Origin of the sequence: Streptomyces ortus (genome assembly GCF_026341275.1) — a bacterium.
Lineage (GTDB): Bacteria > Actinomycetota > Actinomycetes > Streptomycetales > Streptomycetaceae > Streptomyces > Streptomyces ortus.
This window is the reverse complement of sequence record NZ_JAIFZO010000002.1, coordinates 50,007-71,018: the sequence shown is the minus strand read 5'-3', so window position 1 is coordinate 71,018 and position 21,012 is coordinate 50,007. Positions and strand designations below refer to the sequence as shown.

General features: G+C 67.8%; 18 protein-coding genes. 6 read left to right on the top strand and 12 right to left on the bottom strand.

The window, feature by feature from the left end; translation table 11 throughout:
* Window positions 1-38 precede the first annotated feature (38 nt).
* The 5 genes from K3769_RS03155 to K3769_RS03135 all read right to left on the bottom strand — a co-directional run bounded on the left by K3769_RS03155 (window position 39) and on the right by K3769_RS03135 (window position 7,308).
* Window positions 39-404 (bottom strand): hypothetical protein, encoded by a 366-nt coding sequence (locus tag K3769_RS03155; protein ID WP_267024905.1) that lies wholly within the window; start codon window positions 402-404, stop codon window positions 39-41.
* 49 nt (window positions 405-453) lie between these two features.
* Window positions 454-717, bottom strand: a complete 264-nt coding sequence (locus K3769_RS03150) for a hypothetical protein (protein WP_267024904.1) — start codon at window positions 715-717, stop codon at window positions 454-456.
* 120 nt (window positions 718-837) lie between these two features.
* Window positions 838-5,703 (bottom strand): RICIN domain-containing protein, encoded by a 4,866-nt coding sequence (locus K3769_RS03145; protein ID WP_267024903.1) that lies wholly within the window; start codon window positions 5,701-5,703, stop codon window positions 838-840.
* An 843-nt stretch (window positions 5,704-6,546) separates the two neighbouring features.
* A complete protein-coding gene (locus K3769_RS03140; protein ID WP_267024902.1) occupies window positions 6,547-6,882 on the bottom strand; it encodes a hypothetical protein in 336 nt (111 codons plus the stop codon).
* 141 nt (window positions 6,883-7,023) lie between these two features.
* Window positions 7,024-7,308 (bottom strand): hypothetical protein, encoded by a 285-nt coding sequence (locus K3769_RS03135; protein ID WP_267024901.1) that lies wholly within the window; start codon window positions 7,306-7,308, stop codon window positions 7,024-7,026.
* A 104-nt stretch (window positions 7,309-7,412) separates the two neighbouring features.
* Between K3769_RS03135 and K3769_RS03130 the strand changes: the two genes are divergently transcribed.
* Window positions 7,413-7,685 (top strand): hypothetical protein, encoded by a 273-nt coding sequence (locus tag K3769_RS03130; RefSeq protein WP_267024900.1) that lies wholly within the window; start codon window positions 7,413-7,415, stop codon window positions 7,683-7,685.
* 169 nt (window positions 7,686-7,854) lie between these two features.
* Here the strand turns inward: K3769_RS03130 and K3769_RS03125 are convergent, their stop codons facing one another.
* The 3 genes from K3769_RS03125 to K3769_RS03115 all read right to left on the bottom strand — a co-directional run bounded on the left by K3769_RS03125 (window position 7,855) and on the right by K3769_RS03115 (window position 12,526).
* The gene (locus tag K3769_RS03125; protein ID WP_267024899.1) at window positions 7,855-9,537 is read right to left on the bottom strand and encodes a hypothetical protein; all 1,683 of its coding nucleotides are present in this window, start codon (window positions 9,535-9,537) and stop codon (window positions 7,855-7,857) included.
* Window positions 9,538-9,620: 83 nt separating this feature from the next.
* Window positions 9,621-10,097 carry a DciA family protein gene (locus K3769_RS03120; RefSeq protein WP_267024898.1) on the bottom strand — a complete coding sequence of 159 codons (477 nt, stop codon included), beginning with the start codon at window positions 10,095-10,097 and terminating at the stop codon, window positions 9,621-9,623.
* Window positions 10,094-12,526 (bottom strand): hypothetical protein, encoded by a 2,433-nt coding sequence (locus K3769_RS03115; RefSeq protein ID WP_267024897.1) that lies wholly within the window; start codon window positions 12,524-12,526, stop codon window positions 10,094-10,096. The genes K3769_RS03120 and K3769_RS03115 overlap by 4 nt, the downstream gene beginning before the upstream one ends.
* Window positions 12,527-13,689: 1,163 nt before the next feature.
* Between K3769_RS03115 and K3769_RS03110 the strand changes: the two genes are divergently transcribed.
* The gene (locus K3769_RS03110) at window positions 13,690-14,337 is read left to right on the top strand and encodes an HAD family hydrolase (protein ID WP_267024896.1); all 648 of its coding nucleotides are present in this window, start codon (window positions 13,690-13,692) and stop codon (window positions 14,335-14,337) included.
* Between the two features lie 4 nt (window positions 14,338-14,341).
* Window positions 14,342-15,181: an NAD(P)-dependent oxidoreductase gene (locus K3769_RS03105; RefSeq protein ID WP_267024895.1), complete on the top strand. Its 840-nt coding sequence runs from the start codon at window positions 14,342-14,344 to the stop codon at window positions 15,179-15,181.
* Window positions 15,182-15,188: 7 nt separating this feature from the next.
* Here the strand turns inward: K3769_RS03105 and K3769_RS03100 are convergent, their stop codons facing one another.
* From K3769_RS03100 to K3769_RS03085, 4 genes are all read right to left on the bottom strand, one after another.
* Window positions 15,189-15,758, bottom strand: coding sequence for a phosphotransferase-like protein (locus K3769_RS03100; protein ID WP_267024894.1), 570 nt, complete (start codon window positions 15,756-15,758; stop codon window positions 15,189-15,191).
* Entirely contained in the window at window positions 15,755-16,789 is a 1,035-nt protein-coding gene (locus K3769_RS03095) for a P-loop nucleotide/nucleoside kinase family protein (protein WP_267024893.1), read from the bottom strand. The genes K3769_RS03100 and K3769_RS03095 overlap by 4 nt, the downstream gene beginning before the upstream one ends.
* 337 nt (window positions 16,790-17,126) lie before the next feature.
* Window positions 17,127-17,891 (bottom strand): GntR family transcriptional regulator, encoded by a 765-nt coding sequence (locus tag K3769_RS03090; protein ID WP_267024892.1) that lies wholly within the window; start codon window positions 17,889-17,891, stop codon window positions 17,127-17,129.
* Window positions 17,892-17,894: 3 nt separating this feature from the next.
* Complete coding sequence (locus tag K3769_RS03085) at window positions 17,895-18,440, bottom strand: UTRA domain-containing protein (RefSeq protein ID WP_267024891.1); 546 nt, start codon at window positions 18,438-18,440, stop codon at window positions 17,895-17,897.
* Window positions 18,441-18,660: 220 nt separating this feature from the next.
* Here K3769_RS03085 and K3769_RS03080 point away from each other — a divergent pair, with 220 nt between their 5' ends.
* The 3 genes from K3769_RS03080 (at window position 18,661) to K3769_RS03070 (ending at window position 20,843) form a co-directional block, all read left to right on the top strand.
* Window positions 18,661-19,050, top strand: coding sequence for a hypothetical protein (locus K3769_RS03080; protein WP_267024890.1), 390 nt, complete (start codon window positions 18,661-18,663; stop codon window positions 19,048-19,050).
* Window positions 19,051-19,342: 292 nt separating this feature from the next.
* Window positions 19,343-20,188, top strand: coding sequence for a hypothetical protein (locus tag K3769_RS03075; protein WP_267024889.1), 846 nt, complete (start codon window positions 19,343-19,345; stop codon window positions 20,186-20,188).
* 109 nt (window positions 20,189-20,297) lie between these two features.
* Window positions 20,298-20,843 carry a hypothetical protein gene (locus tag K3769_RS03070; protein WP_267024888.1) on the top strand — a complete coding sequence of 182 codons (546 nt, stop codon included), beginning with the start codon at window positions 20,298-20,300 and terminating at the stop codon, window positions 20,841-20,843.
* Window positions 20,844-21,012 lie beyond the last annotated feature (169 nt).

Genomic DNA, 21,012 nt, shown 5'->3' with positions numbered 1-21,012 from the left:
GAAGCCGGGCCCCGGGTCGTACTGCTGACAGATCATCATCAGGCGGACTCCTCCGGCGCGAAGTTCTCCATGCAGTCGCCGCACATGATGTTGCGACGTTCCAGCGTCTTCGGGGAAACCCGGATGACCGCGGGCGGGGTGCACTTGCACACCGCCTTGACGTAGTTGCGGTCCTCCTTCTCCTTCTTCCCGGTCGGCACCTCGTCGTCCCCGCCGGCGTCGGCGGTGTCCACGTCGCCGGTCGTCCCACCCTTGCTGCCGCCGCCGCGGGTACGGGTGGCAAAGATGTCGGGGGTACGGGTGGCGTGCATCGCCTTGTCGAGCGTGGCGATCTCCTTGGCGTAGGTCTTCGCCGCCTCCTCCCCCAGCTCCGTGCGTGACCGACGGCGCAGTCCGTCGCGCACCGTGTGTCACATTGGCTACTGTGAGGAAGTGGCCAATGTTGCGGCTGTGTTACTTCATGAGCCAGGGAGCTAGAATGGTGGAAAACTCATCGTCGGAGATTCTTCCCTCTCCGAATTCGAACCCATGCCATGCCTGAGCACGCTGAAGTGCAGGCAGTGGAATGTCGAAGGCGATACGAAATGTCGCAATGAACGAGATTACGCCGAATCCTGAACCGAGTTTTTCGCGGCAGAGATTCGCCAGTTCCACTGCATCCTTTCCTTCCAGGTGTGCTCTCTGCAGCTCGCTTGCGATTCCTTCTAGATCTTTCATCTAATGCAATCCTTTTTTCCGGCACTATCGACTAACCATGGCGGGGTGGCCTCTCCTGTTTTCTCCAGAAGAGACCACCCCGTCAATACTATTATCTCGTTAGGCGGGCGAGATTCTCATTCATCGGAAAACAGCTCCTACCTCTGTGTAGCTGCCAGGTAGGCCTCTGAGCTCGATTATCTCTACATGCGTGAATCCTGCCCTCGAAGACATTTTCCCAGTGAATGTGGCCAGTGACGCCTCTTCCAGAGAGGCGCCACCTCTAATAGCCGCATTGAAGGAGTTGAGGTTGTCGCTGAGCGCTCCGCCGTTTTGCCAGTACGCCTTGACGCCCTTGACGTCGTCGCCGAAGTGGGCGAGCGCGGCGTTGAACATCTCGCTACCCTTGGGGGTGTCTTTACCTGCGGTTATGACAAACGAGACGAGTCCGTCCTTATTGATGTCGGCGATGATTCCGAGACCGCTCGGGTAGACGTCAATGTAAGAGGCGCAGTTGACGTTGTGAACGAGCACCGGAGTGCTGCCTGCGAGCACGTAAAAACTGTGCAAGTCTGCAACACTCAGGTCCCATACCCGTTGCGGTGCGATCACTGGAAGAATTCCCGTGACGGCGTTCAGCGTACCGGTCGCAGAGCGGAGTGAATCGCCTGCCCGCAGGTCGGATGCCTTTACCCAGCCGCGGCCCGGAACATAGATCCGGTGCCCGGGTGTGGTGAGGATCTTCCCCCCACCGGCGACGCTGATCTGACGGAGTTGGTCAGCCGGGTGGGAAAACGTCGCCGTCACAGATGCCGGGCGAGTGCTGCTGGCATCCGGGTCGGTAGCAAGTACCTTGTCGCCGACGTTGATTTCGTCGATCGGTTTGGACCGGCCATCAGACAGAAGAACTCGTGTGCCAGCGGGGAAGCTGTCCTTCAGGCAGAGGCTCTCCAGTTTCTGGAACGCCACCCTGGTGATTCCCGCGACGGCCTCGTCCGACAAGCTGAGTGCGCGCAGCCCCCTGATTGCGTCGGTAAACGCAATGCCGGTCCTGGCGGAGGCATCCACCGCCTTGACCGCGTCGGCGATGGGCCTGAGAATCTTTCCTGCGAACAGGCTCGCGACGTCCACGGCTGCCCAGCCGCATCCGCTCAGGCTTCCGTTCGCGCCGCCGGGGGCGATCTTCTGGACGCACTTGATCCAGCTGCCGAACAGGATGTCGACCGGGTCGACGCCCCTTTGGTACTCGGCAATCGTGATGGTGTGTGTGACCTTGGTGGACAGCTCCTTGGTCGGGTGTGTTCCCAGGTACACCGTGGCGCTGGCGGGGCACACGTAGCGTGTCTCGTTGAGGTCGTCGGAGGACAGGCCTTCGGCCTCGCACAGGTACAGGTCCAGAGTGGCTTTGAACCGGATCTCTGTGGTGATCGTGCAGTCGCCCTTGTAGAACAGTTTGTCGATGAAGCCGTCGCAGCCGGCAGACTTCTCCACGACCTTCGGATCGCCGACCGGGTCGGTGTGGTCGGTGACGTAGAACATGTTGCCGATGGAGGTGCCGACCTCGTCGACGACGGTTCCGGTCTCGATCTGCTGGGCGTTCTTCTTGCGTTCGGCCTCCTCGGCCGCCTGCTGGGCTGAGTCGGCGTACTTCTGGGCGTCCTTGGCTGCCTCTTCGGCTGCCGCTGCTTCGATGGCGGCATGGTCGGCGGCTTTGCGGGCGTCCGTGGCCGCCTGCTCTGCCTCGGTTGCGGCTTTGCGGGCGGCTTCGGCATCGAGGGCGGCTTCGTCCGCGGAGTCGCGGGCGTCGTCGGCGTAGCCCTCGGCCCGGCCCGCCGCCCGGTCTGCTGCTGCGGCGTCTTCGGTGGCCTGTTGGTCGTATTCGATGGTGCGCGCGAGGGACTGGGTGGCCTGCGCCGCATACGTGGCGGCTTCTGCGGCGTATCCGAGGGCTTCCTTAGCTGAGGCGCGGGCTGCCGCGGAGAAGGCGGCGGCCTCTGCGGCCAGCGTGTAGGCCGCTTTGGAGTCGCCGGATGCCGCGTTGGCCGTGCTCTGTGCCTGGGCGGCGGCCTCCGACGCGTTCTTCGCGTGGGCGTCGGCGACGGCTTGTTGCTGTTCGGCGATCGTCTTGGAGGACTGGCCGGTCAGGACGGCGAGTCCGGCGGCCGAGTCGCTGGTGATGTACGGGGAGCCGAGCTGGATGGCGTCGTTGGCCGGTGCGGCGACCTGGGCTGCGGAGTTGCCGGCGTCCACTGCGGCCTGGGCGGTGGTGTAGGCGTATCCGGCGGCTTTGGTCGCGCCGGCCAGTGCGGTGGCGGCGTCCTTCTTGGATGCGTCGGCCTGTGTCTTGGCGTCGGCGGCGGCCTTTTCGGCGTCGTCGGCGAGTTCGTCGGCGGTGCGGGCGGCGGTGGCTGCACTCCGGGAGGCCTTGATGGCGTCCGCGGCCGCGCTGGTCGCGGTGCGCACGGCTGCGTCGGCCTTCAGTTTCGCGGCCCGGGCGTCGTCGGAGTCGGAGCGGGCGCGCTTGGCGGCGGCTTCGGCCCGTGTCGCCGCCGCGTCGGCGTCGGCCGCGGCCTGGGTGGCCAGGTCAGCTTCCGAGCGTGCACTGGCTGCGGCGGTTTCCGCGGTGTCGGCGGCGGCATCGGCTTCATTGGCCGCCTGCCGGGCTTCGTGTGCGTTGTCCTCGGATTCGCTGGCCTGCGCGTAGGCCTCCTTTGCATCGGCCTTGGCCCGGCTGGCGTTGGCCTTGCTCTCCGCTTCCCAGGCGTCGTCCCGCAGGTCTCTGGCCTTGTCGCGGGCGGTTTCGGCTCCCTGCCGTTTTTCGGTGGCGGTGGTGTCGGCGGTGTCGGCCTTGTCCTTGGCCGTCTGTGCCTTGGACGCCTGTGCCTGGGCGTTGGTCTTGTGCTGGGCGGCTTCCGCCTGCTTCTGGGCGGCGGTCGCCTTCTCGGCCTTCGCGGTGGCTTCCTCGGTTTCCGCGGCGAGCCGTTTGGCGTGCGCGGTGGCCGCGGCGGCCTTGGCGTCCGCTTCAGCAGCCTTTGTCTCGGCGAGTTTGGTCTTAGCGGCGTCGCGGGAGTCCTTGGCGTTCTTGGCCTGCACCGCGGCGGCGTCGGCCGAGGCCTTGGCCTGTTCCCTGGAGGCCTTGGCGGCGGCGTTGCGGAACGCGGCCTGGGTGGCGGCGGCCTGGGTCACCGCCCGGGCGGTGATGGTGGCGCTGTCGCCGGCCGAGGCGCGGGTGGCGGCCTCGGCGGTCTGGCCGGCCTGCATCATGGCGGTCAGCGCCGCGGCCGACGCCTTGGTCACCTGGGCTTTTTGCTGTCCCACCAGCAGGGCCCGGCCGCGGGGAGCGCCGTCGCGGTCGGCGATGGCGTAGGCGGCCTTGAGGTGCTCGTCGGTCTCGACGGCGGCGATGCCTGCGCTCTGCGCCTGCTTGCTCAGCACCTCCAGCTGGGTCTTGGCGGCGGCCCGGGCGTCGGTGATGCCCTTGGCGGCCTGGGTGAACTGGGCCTGGGTGGGGTAGAAGACGTCGCTGGTGCCGTTGTGCCCGGAGGGCACGATGTCGAACTTCTGCGGGTCACTGCCGTTGCAGGTCCAGGTCCAGGCGTCCTGGCTGTTGGCGTAGGTGTGCATGTCCAGGCATTTGCCGGTGCCGGTGTTGTACAGCCGGGTGGTGCCGCGGGTGGTGTACTCCCACTTCTGGGCGCCGCTCTGGTTGCACGTCCACTGCTGGATGACGGTGCCATCAGCGGTGCCGGAGCTCTTCACGTCCAGGCACTTGCCGGAGCTGACGTTCACCAGGGCGTTGTTGGCGATCTGCCACTTCTGGTTGGCGCCGCTGTTGCACGTGTACATCTGGACGACCGCGCCGTCGGCCTTCGAGTTGCCGCCCACTTCCAGGCACTTGTCGGACGCGGCGTGGATGTGGACGACCATCGGGCTGTCACCGACCCAGCCGGGGCCGCCGGCCGACCAGTAGTCCTGCCAGCGGGTGAGGCGGTCGGCGATCCAGGACTGACCGAGCAACTCGCCCAGCGCCTTCGCGCCGGTGGCCAGCGCCGTGGTCGCCTGACGGTTGTCGGAGAAGATCTTCCCGCGCTCGGTGGCCTGCGCGGTGATCTCCTGCTGCCACTCGGCGGAGGCAGTGGCGACGACCTGGCCCAGCACCTTGCTCGGGTCGACGGGGTTGCGCCAACTGCAGGCCGCGAACCGAGTCTTCAAGTCCTCCACGGCGAGCCGGAATTCAAGGCTGCCCGGCATGGGGGCGCTGCGCATGAAGCCGCCCGCGGCCAGGAAGAGCCGGGCGTCGTCGGCACTCATCGGGTCGTAGCCGTCGACCAGCTCCTCGAACGCCTGACTCTCGGCGTACGCCTGCTGCCACTGATCGCTCGGCAGGTTCGGATCCACGTCCGAGTACAGCGGGGTGCCCAGGTCCTTGACCGCCTTGACCGTCGCCGCGTCGGCCTGCGGGGTGGGGTCCTGGTAGAAGAGACTCTCGTCCTTCCAGTACTGCTCCCCGAGCCACTTGGAGTAGCCGACCTGGTCGAAGAAGTCCGCCCCGCTGCCGCTGGGCACACCGGGAGGCCAGGCGAACCCGGTGTCGGTGAAGCCCGCGGGCGTCGACAGACCGGCCAGCGGCGCCTTCCATGCCGTCAGTCGTGCGTTCAAGGCCGCGCTGTTCTGGCCGGTCGCGTCCCTGTCCTGCTGGAATGCCGCGGCCAGCGGAGTGTGGTTCCAGTACTCGCGGGCAGCCGTGACGCGCAACTGCTCAGGCGTCTGATTCAAGCCGCCCTGCGCGAGGGCGCCCATCGCGGGCCCGCCCAGCCGCAGGGAATCGCCCATGAGGCACTGGTCCTGACGCAGCTGCTCGGCGGCACCGGCGTCGAAGCCGTCGTAGCTGTCGCCGACCAGGCTGCCGGGCACCGTGTTGCCGGCCGGAGGCTGGGGGCCGAGCAGCCCGGCCAGCACCGCGCCGATGGCGACCAGCGGAATGAGAGGCCCGGACGCGGCACGCACCCTTCGCGTACGCGCACCGAGTCGGGAACGGCCGCCCTGGGCACGGGGCTGTCTGAACGGTCTGCCGGACGGTGCGTCAGGCGATCTGGAGGAGCGTCTAAGACGCACGAGAACATCCTTCGTCGGAAACGGAGACGGCAAGGAGTGCCCTCGACGAAGAACCGGGCAACGGATCGCTGCTCGCTGCCATGACGTGCCGAACAGACCCTGTTTGCGGCATGACGAAGCCCCCTCCCCCGTGACAACGGCGCTCCCCTGCCGCACACAACTGGCGCATCGGCTAAACGGGTTGCTCTGCCGCGCGACGGACCATTCAGGCATGCAACAAGATCGCCATACAAGATGCCGATCATGACGTGACCGAGAAACGACCGTGCACAGAGAGTGAAGGAATGATGTGCACCCCGTGGCGCATCCGTGACGGCCCGGCCGAGCACCCCGCTCTGGCCGTGCAACATTGACCGAAAGTTGCCACCTGCATGCAATCAGTGGCGACGGGCCTCTGCACACCAGCAACCACGGACGGCAGCGCATCCGACGGCTGGTCGTTGAGCGGCCCATGGGGCTGAAAAAGGCGAACAAGCCTCACGGCGACCTCCCAGGACAGCTCGCAAGCACAGGTACAAGGGAGGCCGGTGGAAACGGACCAGACAACCGGAATTGCTGTCCGAAGTTTTGACACCGCCTGATCTCAGGTGTCAGCCCCGAGCGGAGCGACGCGGTTTGCGTACTCGCGGCGGGTCATGCGCTGCGCCGTGGTCGGCTGGCCATCCTCGCCGTCGACCAGGTGCAGCCCGTCGCCGGTGTTAGCCCCGACGGGCTGGTCCTCCCGCGCACGCGCGGTCAGGAAACCTCGGTGATCCACAGCCAGGAGGGGTCGTGCACGCCGGCCAGGTCGCTGAAGCCGAGCGCGGTCGCCGCCCTCGCGATCTGTGCATCCCACACCGAGCGGTGCTCGGGCGTGGCGTCGGCGCTGACGTGCGTGCCGGGCGGAACGTACTGGCGGTAGGTGACGAGGAACAGCTGCTCCTGCGTGTCGTCGCCGCCGGCCATATAGCTGACGTCGGGGCAGTCGGTGAGCGCGGCGAGTTCTTGTTCGACGCGTTCCGTTTCCTGCCAGGCGGAGCCTTGGACGGGGATGTGGACGCCGTAGGCGGCGAAAGTCGACTTGGTGTCCATAGTGCCCCCTTTGTGATGGAGGAGCAGGTCTGCAGTCGTCCGGTCGGTTCCGGACTGCTGGGTTCTCCTGGCCTGTGAGGGTGCGTGTCATACAGTGAGTGGGGTTCCTCCCGCTTGCCTCGGGAGGAACCCCACTCACTGTCATGCCTCGCGTACCTGCCGTTCGACTTCCTTCTTTGCCATCTCCAGCGCAGTGTCGTGATCGAACAGGTGGGCGGCGACCCACTCGTCGTCACGCTCGGACGCGGGTGGTACGTAGGACCATTCGTGTGCGGCGTCCATCATGTCGTTGTCCATCTTGATGGCCCAGCGTCCGCTGCCGCGCTGCTGCTCTACGTTGATCGATGCGAACACTCCGCCCTCTCCGTGGAGGGATACCGCGTAGCGGGTGATCTCGACGGTCACGGCGGGGATCTCGTTCGTCATTCCCGGCTCCTCTGTTGAGTTCTCAAGGTGTCTTTCCTTCTTGCGATACTTCTAATTTATAGGGCCCCTAGAAAAGGATCTTCGATTGCCTCTACAGTCGTCTTATGACCATCAAGCCGACCGACCTGATCAGCACCTCCGCCGTCACTGAGGCGCTCGCCGCCATCACGGCCATCGCCGATCCCGTCGCCCGGGAGAAGGCCGCACGCGATCTCCAGGACGCCCTCACCAAGGCCATCGCCGAACCCATGACGCAGGCCAAGGCCGTCCGGCAGCAGGCCGTACTCGAACTCCGGCAGACCCTCACCCTCGCCAAGGTCTCCGAGAAGACCGGCCTGTCCGTCCCACGCGTCGACCAGCTCGCCAAGGGCAAATAGCCAGGCGCCTCTCACGACCGCTCCCACGGGCTGCAGCCGAGGTCCTGGTCCTCCAGGCGCCGGGCGACCTGGTCGGCCAGGACACGCTCGCCGGTATCGCCGCCCTGGCTCCACGCCGCCCATAGCCGCGCGTAGGGCTGCTCCCTTTTCCCCGCGCCTTCGAGACCGCCTACTGCTGACGGAGCCGGGCGCAGTCTGCGGTCGTTTGGGCCAGCAGTTCGGTGTCGTCGTCGGGCACAGAGCGCCGAAGATGTACGGCGAGGTCGCGGTACAGGTTCAGCGCTTCCGGCGTGCCCGTCGCGGCGAGGATGGCTGACCACAGGGGAGCACCAGGCTTGGTCTTCTTCTCCACGGCCTGCAGAACGCTGAGCCGGTCCTCGTAGCTGAGGCGGACCAGGTCACGCTGGCCGGTCCGCTCACGTATCTCCAGCCAGGTGGTGACGCGTCCTTCGCGGGCCGCCTTCTTCAGCGCGCCCAACACGAACGGGGCCAGGTAGGCAATCTTCTCGGCGTGCTCCCTCTCCGCCTGCAGCGCCGCGGCCTGCAGGCGGGCCTTCTCCCGCTCGGCGCGTTCACGGCGCTCAGCTTCCTCCCGCTCACGGGCCGCCTCACGCTGCTCCCACAACGCACGCTGCTCCGCTTCCTCCTGCTGGTGGGCCAGCACGCGCTGCTCTCGCCACGCGTGCTGCTCTCGCCACGCGCGTTGCTCCGCCTCCCGCTGCCGGCGTAGTGCCGCGCTCTGCTCCTGCTGCTGGCGGCGCCGGGCTGCCTGTTCGGCATTGACCTTTTCGCGGGCGAGGCGATGCACTTCGCGCTCTGCCGCTGACACGTTCGTGTCGTTCATCAGTTTGGAGACCTGGGCCAACAGCGCATAGGTGGGCGTCTGCTGCAGCTGCTGCAAAAGCGACTCGCGCTCCTGAGCGCGCTGGTCCAGTTCCTCTTGACCGCGCTTGAGAGCCAGCCGGAGGCGGGCGACGTTTTCCGGGAGGTGGTCCTTCTCCAGGAGCCGCTTGAGGGCGCCCACCCGGGTGTAGAGGAGCTCGGGCTGCTCGCGCAGGGCCCGGTCGAGGTGCATCACGGCGAGCTTGACGGCATCGTCCTGACGCCCGGTGCTGGCCCCGTTCGGGCGCGGAGCCATGTCGGTGATGGCGCGCCGGGCGGGAGCGGGCGGTTGCTGCGGGCGCGGGGCGTCGGTCAAGGGTGCGCGTACCGCGTCAGGCCGGGTGGTGGTATTCAGACCTCTGGGCGTCAGCGTGACGTTGTCGAGACTGTCCCAGGTGGTGCCCTGGCCGGGGTGTTCGGTGCCGAACCGCATGACACGGCCGCCGCCGGGCCGGTCCTCGAAGCGGAGGCGTTGCACGTAGCCGCGCTCGTTGAGGATATTCGTCGGCACCCGGACGCCCGGCCCGAGAATGATCTCCCAGGAGTCACCGTTCCAGTCCGCGGGCTGGTTGCGGTCGAGATGGACCAGGAGGGTGCGCCCGTCCTCGAGCTGGATGAGGACGGCGGAGCCGAGCGGCTCCGGGTAGGTGAACTGGGCTGTCAGGCCCTGGGCGTGGAGCCAGGCCGCGAGGTGGGCCTTGGCATACAGGTGGTCGGCGCTGTCCTTGCCGCGTCCGGTCCGCGTGCAGCGCACCGATTCGTCGCTGGTGCCGTAATGGGCGAAGTGGCAGATCTTGTCCGTGCATCGCCGGGTGGTAAGCCGCCGGCCGCAGCCGCCTTCGAACATCGTGCCGCACCAGATGGTGACATCGGCGTGCTCAAGACGGAACGCGTCCAGTTCATCAGGCGTCTCCGGGCAGAGAGCCGGATCGTCAGAATCCGGACTGCCGAACACCGCGGTGCGAATCAAGCGCCTGTCCACAGCACCCCCTGAGAACAACTACCAGGTAACACGTTGTCATTGTGTACGACGGCACTGACAACCAAGCCTGCCTACGCTGTGTTTGAGGCTGGCCGTTTCTGCGTCTCCCGGAGCGAGCTGGCTGCGCCTGCGGCCAGCTCGTAAGAGCGGTGGCGTAGGCAGACATCACGTTCTGGCAGAAGCGGGCGGATGCCGGGGTCGTGGTCGTCTCCGTCGTACCGCCTGCCGCCCGGCTCACCCGGATCGGTGCAGTTCTGGCCAGCCTTCGCGTCACAGACGGAGCAGCGGCGGCGGATCCAGAACCGGCGGGCGAGGATGGTGTCGAACTGAGCGAGGACGCTGCCGCCGGCGGCCGGAGCGACCATGCCGCGCTCGGTCATCATCTTGCCGATCGCCGCGCCGAGACCGAGCGGCTCGCGGCCGTCGCGGCGTACGACTGTGCCGGTGCGCCGCTTCGGCTTCTTGGTGGTGGCGCCGTTCTTCTTCGCCGCCTTCCGGGCCGCGACCAGGGCCTGGCGCGCGAGGTCGATGCCGCTCAGACCGGTCATGCGATCACCGCCCCGGCCGTGCGCGGGGCGAGCCCGCGCAGCTGCTCCAGTCGCGTCGCGAGCAGGTACTTGGCCACGCGCTCGCGGGCCGTGTCGGCGGCCCTGGTCGCGGCCGCGATGGCGTCGGCGCCATTGGGGTTGTGCTTGAACCAGTGGCGGCCCTGTTCGGTCTTGTACGCCCGCCGGGCCTCCGCTTCGGCTTCCTCGGTCCGTCCCAGCATCGCCAGGGCCGTGTCCTGGTGATCCTGAACGGCCTGCTGCGCGGTCTGGAGCGCGGCGAAGGCGTACGCGTCCTGCGCTGCCTCCGGATCGGCCTCCAGGACGGCGATGTCGGTGATCTCCAGGAACTCCTGCCACACGGTGGCGACGCTATGGCCGATCGTCGTGCGGGCCCCGGCGGCGACGGCCGCGACGTTGCCCGGGTCGGCCAGGTCGGCAGACCAGACCGCCGTGAGGAGACCGGCCTCACCGATCAGGGCCTCGGTCTGACGACGGTGGTCGCACACTTCGCACAGCCCGGCTGCTTGAGCCCGCCCGCAGTCCCCGCACGGCAGGGCCTGACGCACCGCGTCGGCGGCGGCCGCGGTCGCACGTTCGGCCTCCGCCCGCTGTGCCGCTGCCGCACGGGCAGCATCCCGGCGGGCCTGCTGCGCGCGGGCCTGCTCCCGCCGCCACACCAGATCCTCCGCCTCAATGGCCGCTTGCTCACCCAGCCGCTCCTCAAGGACGCGCCGCCGCTCGCCGTCGGACAGGCCGGGCAGCTCCCGGTCGATGTCTGCGCAGATCCGCGCACGGCGGGCACGACGGAGGTGGATGACGTTGCCACAGTTCTCGCAGTCCTCCCCGGTGTCCAGCCGGACTCCGTCGTCGCACTTGTGGTGCGAGCAAGCGCGCCGCTGGGGCAGACCCCGCCGGATCAGCCAGGGGAACGGCTTGTGGACCCGGGCCTCGCCGCCGGTCTCCTCCAAGCGGTCGGTGAGCCGGTCGGCCAGCAGCCGCGGTGCACCCTCCGGCGCCACACCAAGGCCCGCCAGCTGCGCCAGCTCCGCCTTCACAGCCGCCTCCACCTGGTCCTGCTGCCACCCGGACAGCCGTTCCCACAGCCACGCCACCGGCCCCAGGGCTACCCGCAGACGAAGATCAGCAGGCAGGCTCACCCTCCGCTGCTGCTGCGCTTTTTCCCACCCTGGGCCCTTCGGCCGGCCACCGGCGCCGGCAGCACGCTGCCCATCACGCTCGTCGACCGGGAACTCCTTCGGCTGTTCCCCGCGGAGCGGGCCGCCGTCCTCGCGCAGGCACGCGCGGTCCGGCAGACCGTGGTTCCCACGACGGCCTTCGCCGGAAAAACCACCAGCGAGAACGAGAGAACCAGCAGAAGTAACCACAGAAGCGTGGAGAGCGTGGTGCTGTGCAGTAGTGGCGAGGTCTGCCAATCCTGCGATCCCGTCCTGCCCGGCACCCTCCATCCCAGTCGCTACAAGGGTCTCGCCCGTCTCGCCGGACTCAAGATCTCTGGATGCAGTACCGGCGAGGTCTGAAAACACGGCGTCCGCGACCCGACGGGCCTCCCGCACGGCCACACCGTGGGCCTTGGCGACCGGCACCAAGCGCACCCGCGACTGCGCGTTCAGGCCCGAGCCGGTCTCCTTGCGCACCACGTCCGCGACGCCGTGCTCCTGGAGCCGCTTGAGGACCTTCGCCCCGGCCGCCGCCGTGCAGCCCAGCAGCCGCGCCACCGTTGCGGCCGGACGCCCCCGGGACGTGTCTACCGAACCGGGGCACAGCTGCAGCCAGCCCGCCGAACCTGTCGTCAGCACCATCAGCAGCAGCCCGAGCCGGTCCGTCGCAGCTCCCCGACCCGTACGCCCGGCGAGCAGCCCGGCCGGGACCGGTTCCTTGTCCTTTGGCGCCCACCCCGGACCGAACAGCACCTCGATCAGGCTCAGCAGCACCGCCAGCTCCGAGCGGGACAGCGCCAGCGCATGCCGCCGGTCGCCGGCCTTTTGCGCCCGGTACATCGGGATCACCCAGCACTCCAGCCCCGTCGCGTGCCCGAAGGCGTTCGTCGCGACGTTCGAGCCGAGGAACCCGGCAGTGCGCAGCTCGGGCAGCACCGTGTGCGCGACCGTCGACTGGGAGACTCCCAGCCACCGACCGAGCTCCGCCGCCCAGATCTTCGCCTGGTAGTCGTTGCGGACTTTCGCCTTCGCCGTCAGCACGACCGAGGCCAGCCGTGCACCGTCCGACGCCCCGGCCAGCGCCGGAGACGTCACCAGCGCCCGCACCGCGGCGAGCAGTCGGGCCCGCATCGTCTTCGACAGCTGGAGTGGCTTCCCCAGCTCCAGCGGCACGACCGGACAGGCCTGCGTCGGGACCGACCGCAGCCGACGCCGCGAGAGCACAGCGGACGACGCCGCCACGGCACTCACCGGCCCACCCGGAAAAATGCCAGAACATGATTCATCCGGTGACCCTGGACCAGGTCACCTGTGGACAGATTCCGGAGAGCGGCAGCAGGCCTGTGGACAACAGGATCGCCCGCGGGGCCGACGGGAGGCGGGATGAAGGGGTGCACACCTGCTACAGGTGTCGCGATCGAGTCCGGTGTGACAGTGGACAGGCGCCAGATCGGCAGGACGTTCCGAACAGCGGGACGTACCAGGCAAAACGGGCTGTGACATTGCGCGAGACGGGTGGTCACGGACGTGCAAAAGCGCATGAAACAGGCATAAGCGGGCTGGCGAAAGCCCGGATGGTCGTGCAGAATGACGACGTCCTCCTTCTTTGAAGGTGGTCGTGCAGAAGCCCCACTTCGGGGTGTTTTAGGTTCAGGCAGAACCGAGAGTTGAACCGCTCGCAGCCGGTTGGCGCCGGGGCGGGCAGCTCCTCCAAGAGGTCGGCAAACCTCACGGAGAGCAGATGGGCGCTGGACCTGGTGACGGGCAATCACCAAGGGCCAGTCGGCCCGGGGCGGCCAGAAGTCCTGCGATGCAGGCGCCGCCCCCGAAGACCTACGTCATCCCGACCCCTTCAGCCGAGGGGCGGACCAGGATGCGCGCGGACATCACGAACGCCCCGTCGAAGGACCAGCAACCGGCATGGCTGCTGCCCCCACGGCGGGGTGCTGTGTGTCGGGTGACGGGTACGGGTACCCTCATCACGTCGGCACCTTCCTTCTCGCGAAAAGGGTGCTCGGCAGGCCCCAGGACCCCTCTCACAAGGTCCTTCGGCCACGTGGCCCCTCCCGGCTTGTCCAAGGCCGGTCGACGGGGCCACTTTTCTTTTTGATCAACGCTGGGGGTCACTGTACCGGCCCCGCCGAACCCAACACGGCCCCGGGCGAAACGTGTCGCAAAGCTGGACAACCACTGACGGCCCCTCACGACCCGCACCTCCCGCCGAATTCGCACCCCACACGCATCAACTGCGCCACACGTACCATTGATCCGAGCAGGAATCGGCCCGTGATCCAAGCGATTTGCGCGAAAATCTCCGCGAATTCCACCGGGCGGGAAACAACCTGATCGCGACGCCCGCCTGGCGGAACGTGCCAGCGATCACCCGTCCGGAAAACCCGGTACGGTTCCTGCCCGTGACCCGACTTGCCCTCTTCGACCTGGACGGCACACTCGTCGACCGGCAGACCGCTGTCGAAGACGCTCTTACTGAACTTTGCCGCGCGCACGACTTCAACACCCCCACCGAGCAGTGGCTGCGCGCAGCGCTGGTCGACCGAGCGAATCCCGAAGACTTCGTCCGGCTGCGCGACGTCTTCGACATTGCCGAGTCCGCCCCGCAGTTGTGGCAGGAGTACGTCGACCTCATAGCGGCCGCCGTCACCTGCCGCCCGGAGGTACTCACGGGCTTGGCACGCCTTCGCGCGGCCGCATGGACGATCGGCGTCATCACCAACGGGGCCGGCGACATCCAGCGCACCAAACTCGCCAGGACCGGCCTTGCCGGAATGGTCGACGGCATCGCGGTCTCCGGCGACCTGGAGATCCGAAAGCCAGACCGGCGCCTCTTCGAACTCGCGGCCACCCGATGCGGCGTCAGCCTCGCAGACGGTGGCTGGATGGTCGGCGACAACCCGGCCGGGGACATCGGCGGTGGCCAGCGGGCTGGCCTGGGCACCATCTGGCTGCGCGGCCGCCCCTGGCCCGACGAACTCGCCGCCCCGCACCACGTCGTCGACGACGTCAACGACGCCATCACCATTCTGCTCAACGAGACGGAGTAGCACCGTGGACCAGCCGACCGTCGGCATCCTCCACCCGGGCAGCATGGGCGCCGCCGTCGCCGCCTGCGCCGCAGCCAACGCGACCGCGGTCCTGTGGTGTGAGAACGGGCGCAGCACCGCGTCCGCGGAGCGCGCCGCAAAGTTCGGCCTGACGCCCGTGGCGACGCTGTCCGAGCTGCTGGACCGCAGCGACATCGTCATCAGCCTCTGCCCGCCGGCCGCTGCTGAGGACCTGGCCCGTGACGTCTCGGAGCACCGCTTCGCCGGAGTGTACGTAGAGGCGAACGCCATCAATCCCGAGCGAGCGAAGCGGATCGTTGCGCTGCTCGAACACGGCACGACCGTCGTGGACGGCGGTGTCGTCGGCTCCCCGCCGATCCGCGGCAAGACGCCCACCTTGTACCTGTCCGGCCCGGCCGTCGCGTCCGAGCGCATCGAGGCGCTGTTCGCGGGCACCGCCGTACGAACAGCGGTGCTAGGCACGGAGGTCGGGAAGGCGTCCGCACTGAAGCTGTCGTACGCCAGTTTCCAGAAGACATCGCGGGTGCTGGTGGCGCTCGCGGTCGGCATGGCTCGAGAGCACGGCGTCGACCAGGAGCTCATAGAGATCGCATCGAGGCGCACCGACTCGTACCTGTCCGAGTCGCAGTACGTCGCCAAGGCCGCGGCCCGGGCATGGCGCTGGGGCCCCGAGCTGGAGGAAGCCGCCGACACCCTTGCGGCCGCCGGCCTTCCACCGGAGATGCTGCGCGCGGCCGCGTCCACGCTGGCACGATGGAACGACGTCAAGGACGACAGCGAGCTCACGCTCACCGGCGCCTTGGACCGACTCGCCCAGCCGTAGCCCGCGCTCATCCCGTCGCCGCTCCTGCCCGCTGCGCCAGCAGCTGGTTGATGAGCCGTGCCGCGTCGGGCGGCGCCGACACCGTGGTGTCCACGGTCAGGTCCCAGACCGCGCCTGGGTGCGCGTCCAGGTCCTCGCGAGTCGTGTCCCACGCCGCCAGACGTGCCGCGGTGTCGCTGTCGCCTCGCCCCGCCGATCGCTGCTCGGTCACCTCACGCGGGCACCACAGCAGCACCACCGACCAGTCGGCCTGATAGCCGTCGATCAGCGCTCGGATGCCGTCGACCTGCCCAAGGTGCACCACGGGCACCCCGGCCGCGAACGCGGCGTCGACGCCGGGCCGGTCGATCGCGTACGTGTTGCCGTACCGCGCGTTCGCGTAGACGACGTCGCCTGCGGCCTCCAGCTTCCGCAGCTGCTCCGCCGTGCCCATCCGGTAGCCGTCAGACTTGCCCGTCCCGACCTTGAGCCGCGCAAACTGCACGTACCTGGAGTCGAGTCCGCTGAGCGCGGCAGTGACGGTGTCCTTGCCCGAGGCTGGCGGACCGTACAGGACCACGCCCGGCTTCGGGTTCACGCGTACATCGCCCCCATCGCCTGCCGGGCCTGGTCCGCGAGGCTCACGGCGGTCCCCAGCCGGTTGTCCACGACCAGATGCGGGACTGCCGGGCGGAGCTCCAGGTCGATCGTGGCCATGTACTCGTCCCAGCGCTGGAGCTTCCACGCGTCCCGGGCCGCGGAGCGGAAGGTGATGTACTCCCGCATCGACTCCTCATCGCAGCGGACCCACACCGGGAAGACGTCCACACCCATCGCGCCCGCACGGTTGGCCAGGCGCTGCATCCAGTCCGAGTCAGTCATCTCGGAGATGAACGGGGCGCTCAATACCGTGGAGATGCCGCACTTGATGTTGGCCATGGCCGACTGCATCAGGCAGTCGTACTCCACGGGCCGGACCTTTTCCCGGTAGAGCGCGGTGTGCCGATCGTTCGGGTCGCCGCCAAGCGCGACCAGGAGCTGTTCCACCAGTGGCCTGGTGAGCGGGTCCTTATCGAGCAGCGGCCAGCCGGTGAGCTGGACGAAGAACCTCGCTAGCTCGGTTTTGCCGCTCCCGGCGTAGCCGCCAACCAGGATCAGTACGGGGCGGTGCGGATCGCCCCCAGTGTGCCTGCGCTTCCAGGCGTCGATGATGCGCTGCTGGAGAGCGATATGCCCGGCGTCTGTACTGCCGGGGGAGATGCGATGGATGGCTCGTTCGACAGCCAGGACGTGCGCGCCGTTGAGACTGTCTTTCACCGGCGTGAGCTTGAACGACGTCTCTTCATCGGGCAGAGCGTTCCGGAAACCCAAGTCAGGCTCGGTGGCCCGGTAGAGGAGGCAGTAGGCGCGGCGGTAGTGCGGGCCCGGGTAGACCTCGCCTTGCTCGTGTTGCCACAAGGTCTGAGGATTTGCCGCCGGGATTCCCTTCAGCTTGGCCTGCTCAGCAACCGCCCGCAGCCGCTCGCCAGCCTGCTCCAGCGTCAACCCGTGCGACTCTCGCTGCTCGTGCAGCCGCTCGGGCCTCCACCCCAGGTGTCTCCCCACGCCGGTGACCTCCGTATTTCCCATGGCCCGGACCCTATGGCCGGAGCCCAAAAACCCGTGTGTATGCGGATGTTGAAAACGTGTGAACGAGGCCGTGCACAGGCTTCGACAAACTGCTGTGATGTTCCGTTTCCTTCGTCGCCAGTGTGATGGGGCCCACAAGTTGCAGTAGTCGAAGGGGTGCAGAGACGTGGGTGTTGAGGTCTACGACGGTCGTGGTCACCGTCCCTTACGCCGACAGTCAGACGGCCAAGGGCCGGCTCGCGCTCGATCAAAGTATCACCTTAAGTGGGTTCCGCTTAAGGGGGGAGTGATGGAAAGGTGCCCCAGCCTTGAGGCTTGGGACGCTTGGGATGCGACATCACACGACGTTGAGCCGGTACCTCATGCGATAGCGATGCGCAGCTTTCGCAAGAAGGGACACTTCGATCGGGCGGTCGTTATCCGAGTAGACGACACGGAACGTCAACAGCACCGGCATGTCCTTGGGGAGCTGGAGGGCCACCACCTCGTCCTCTGTGGGGATCTCCGAGGAAACCTCGTCGATGAACTCGCGCGGCGGATAACCCAGTTCGCTCAGAAGCGTAGGGGTGCCCCCACGGATCTTCCGGCGCTCCATCATCGCCGTACCTTCAGCCAGCCCAAGAGGGTAGTACGACCGCGTGAGCTCGGTGGGTTCCTCGTCCAGGAGCAGCACCTGTTTACGCAGAAGGGCACGCTCGTCTTGCTCCAGCCCGAGCGCCTGAGCGACTTCACTTGGTGGGGTGACCACAGCTACGTCCATCAGCTTGGACGAACCTCGCTGCGAGCGCTTTGCGGCCTCACTGATCCATCGGTAGGGCTCTCCGGTGGCGGCGGGCGGCATGTACACCGCCGGCGAGATGGCCTGCTGGGTACTGCCCTTGACGAACACGCCCCTGCCGGGTTGGCCGACCAGGAGCTCTTCCTCCTTCAGCATCAGGAGAGCCTTCTGCACAGTGGTACCCGCGACGCCATACTGCTCCATCAAGGCAGGGGTCGACGGCAGTTGCGCTCCGGGAGCCAGATCCCCTCGGGTGATCTGGCGGCGCAAGCCTGCAGCGATCTTCTGGTGAGCCGACCGCTTATCGTCAAATGCTCTCGCCATGGGTCAGCTGGCCTGCTTCCTCTGTCGGTACTGCAGGTGCCGCGTCATGGTCATGACGCTGACTTCCATCGGCGTGCCGGTGGTGGACATGGTGAATCGGGTCAAGACCAGTACGGGTGTGCGTGCCGGCAGGTCGAGCTCCTCACGCTCGCGAGCAGTCGCAGTGGACGCTGCAACGTCTTCAAGGGGTTCGCTTTCAGGGGTGAAGCCCAGTTTGGCGAGCAGCGTTACTGCGCCACCTGGAATCCTTCTCGCGTCCGCGAGCGGGGTGCCTCGGGCGATGTGCGCCGGGTAGTACGAATCGGCAAGCTCGACGGGTCGGTCGTCCAGTGTGATCAGGCGACGGCGAACCACGACCATCTCGCTGGTGTGAATGCCGAAGAAGTCACGCACTGGCTGTGGCGCCTCTACCTCCTGAACTGCCAGAAGGCGCTGACCGCCCCGTCGGCCGTGTGCTGCCGCCTCGGCGCTCCAGGCGTCGCCCTGTCCTGCTCCGCGCGGCACGAGGTACGGCTGCGCTTCGCCCATCCACGCATCGTCGCTGCTCACGACTCATCCCCTTGGATCGTCCAGACCTTCTCCAAACCCTAATCCCCTGACGCTTGAGCCATCATGGCGCCCACGACACCTTGCCACCTTAAGGCTCATGCGCTTATGGTCTCACTTAGTCATCCCGTGAGAGACGGATTACCTAAAGACGCCTGTCTTGATCTGCCCGAATCGCATGGCCCACCTCTGCGGGACCTCCTACCGAAGGGAGCTCCACCTCGTGAACGTCACCCGCCGCCCCGTCTCCAACCTCGCCACCGAGGACCTTGACGCTGAGACACAGGACCTGCTGGACGCGATCGAAGTGGGGCTGCCGGACTTCGGCGACACCGGTCTGGTCGACCTGGACGTCGCCTTCGGTACGCCACTGGCGATGTACGAGGCCGGCTTCCTGCCTCACGAGAGGCTGGAGGGCCTGGACCTGGAGGCGGCGATCGAGGCGATCGAGGCCCGGGAGAACCGGATGCTCGCCGCCCGTGACATCGCGGCCGCCGACCCGGGCCTCGCCCGCTTTGTGCGCGAGCGCCTGATGGATGTCCTTCTTCCCTACGCCGCGCAGCTACAGATCGCCCGGTCGGCCACTGGCACGGCCCTGCCCGTCGCGGCCTGACCTTCCCCTTGCCGGGTCTTCGGACCCGGCTCCCCCACCCGGAACTGCCCCTGTGGGCGGCGCCGGATGAGGGAGCCGGAACTTCGGCCCCTACCAGCACGACCGCAGTAGTCGCCACTTCGGTGGCCCCGGAGTCTGAGGCACTTCTAACTCCTCTCGGGACCAGGACTGCTGTGTGCACGTCGCAGCGCTGATGCGTTGTCTGTCCGTCAGGACGCCGGTTCGCCGTGCGGCCTGGAGGGCGGAGAGAGCACCTGCGAGGCACCCCTGTCACTCCGTAGAAGGAGCCCTCATGCTTACGCGAACCCGTGACCTCACCGCTCAGAAGCGTCCGCGCCGGGCCCGGTCCCGTGCCATCAGCACCCTCCCGCCGCTGGTCGTCTCCAGCCTCAAGCCGCACGAGGTCGACCTCGCCTACTCCACGCTGGTCTGCCCCACCTGCCGCACCTGGGTGCCGATCAGCACGCCGCACAGCTCGCGGCCCAAGCTGGTCCCCCACCACACGGAGAAGGCCGGCACCGACGACCCGATCCGCTGCCCCGGCAGCCACCGCCTGGTCACCGTCAACCTCACCGTCGACCAGTGGTTCCAGCGGCTGGAAGAGGGCCTGACCCAGACGAACGGACGACGCTCCACCCGCGTGATCCGCAAGCCGAAGACTGGTTCGACTCCCGCCGTCATGCAGATCGTCGGCGGCACCGTCGACGACAAGACGGCCCGCAAGCTGGACGAAGCCCACGTCCGCGGCTGTTCCACCTGCTCCGTCAAGGACGACAAGGGCAACATCCTGCGCACCGTCGACCTCACATCCCGGTGCGCGGACGGCCGCCGCCTCGCCCAGCTCGCTGCGCACACCAAACGCCTCGCCCCCACCCGCCGCAAGGCGCAGATGGACCACGAGGACTTCAACGACCGCCGCGCGTGGGGCCTGCGCCTCCTGCACGAGCAGCAGTGGCAGAACGCCTCCGAGTCGGTCGCCGACGCCGACCTCCAGCGCGTCCGCGACACCCTGGCCGCGCTGATCAAGGCGCTCAACCCGGCCAGGATCGACGCACCCCAGCTCACCGACTGGGAGCGCGCCGACCTCATGAGCGCGATCACGCTTCTTGCGGTGCAAGAGGAGCAGCTCAGCCGGTAGCCCTGTCTGACGCCCCGTGTTGCCCAGGCGTCACCGGCCCGCCCTGTGCGGTCCGGTGACGGTGGAGAGCACTGGGAAACATCCCAGTCCCGACATCCGGAGGACCACGATGACGATCAAGCTGGTCAGGGACGTCGTCAACGTCTACGACCTCAACACCAGGCAGTTCGTGCGGTGCGAGAGCCACACGATGAGCCGACGCCAGATGGCGGCGGCCCGCGTCCTGGACGACACGCTGACCGAGTACGCCACCACCGACCGGGACGGCAACCCGCTGTGCGTCGTCCTGCAGGTGGAGAACGACCTGTCGGAGTGGGCCGACTACAGCCTGAACGCCGGCGGCGAGCGTGTGGACGCCGGCACGGTCTGGGAGTTCACCGGCACACAGACCTCAACGGCTGCGGACGTTGCCGTGTACGACATCGAGTACGACGTCCGCTGCACCGCCGACCGTGCCGACCGGGAGCCCTGGGAGCGCATCGCCGGTCATGAGGCAGACGGCGTTCTGGCGGACTGCGCCGCGATGGGCGACACCGTCCAGACGTACGAGATGACCGCCCGCGACGGCACGCCGCTGCGGATCGCGCTCCTGCTGCAGGGCGAGATCGAGGCAGGCAGGACCGACATGGGCGCGGTCTACGAGTACACCCTCTGACCTGCCTGCACGACCGCAGCCTGCGCTGCCCGTCGTCGACCGGGCCCGCCTTGATGGCGGGGTTCGGCCGGCGGCGGAGTGCGCAGGACGCACTAGCCCCGCCGCACATGACGAACCCCCAGGGATTGCGCCCCTGGGGGTTCCTGGTGCTGCGGGCGCCCTTCCACAG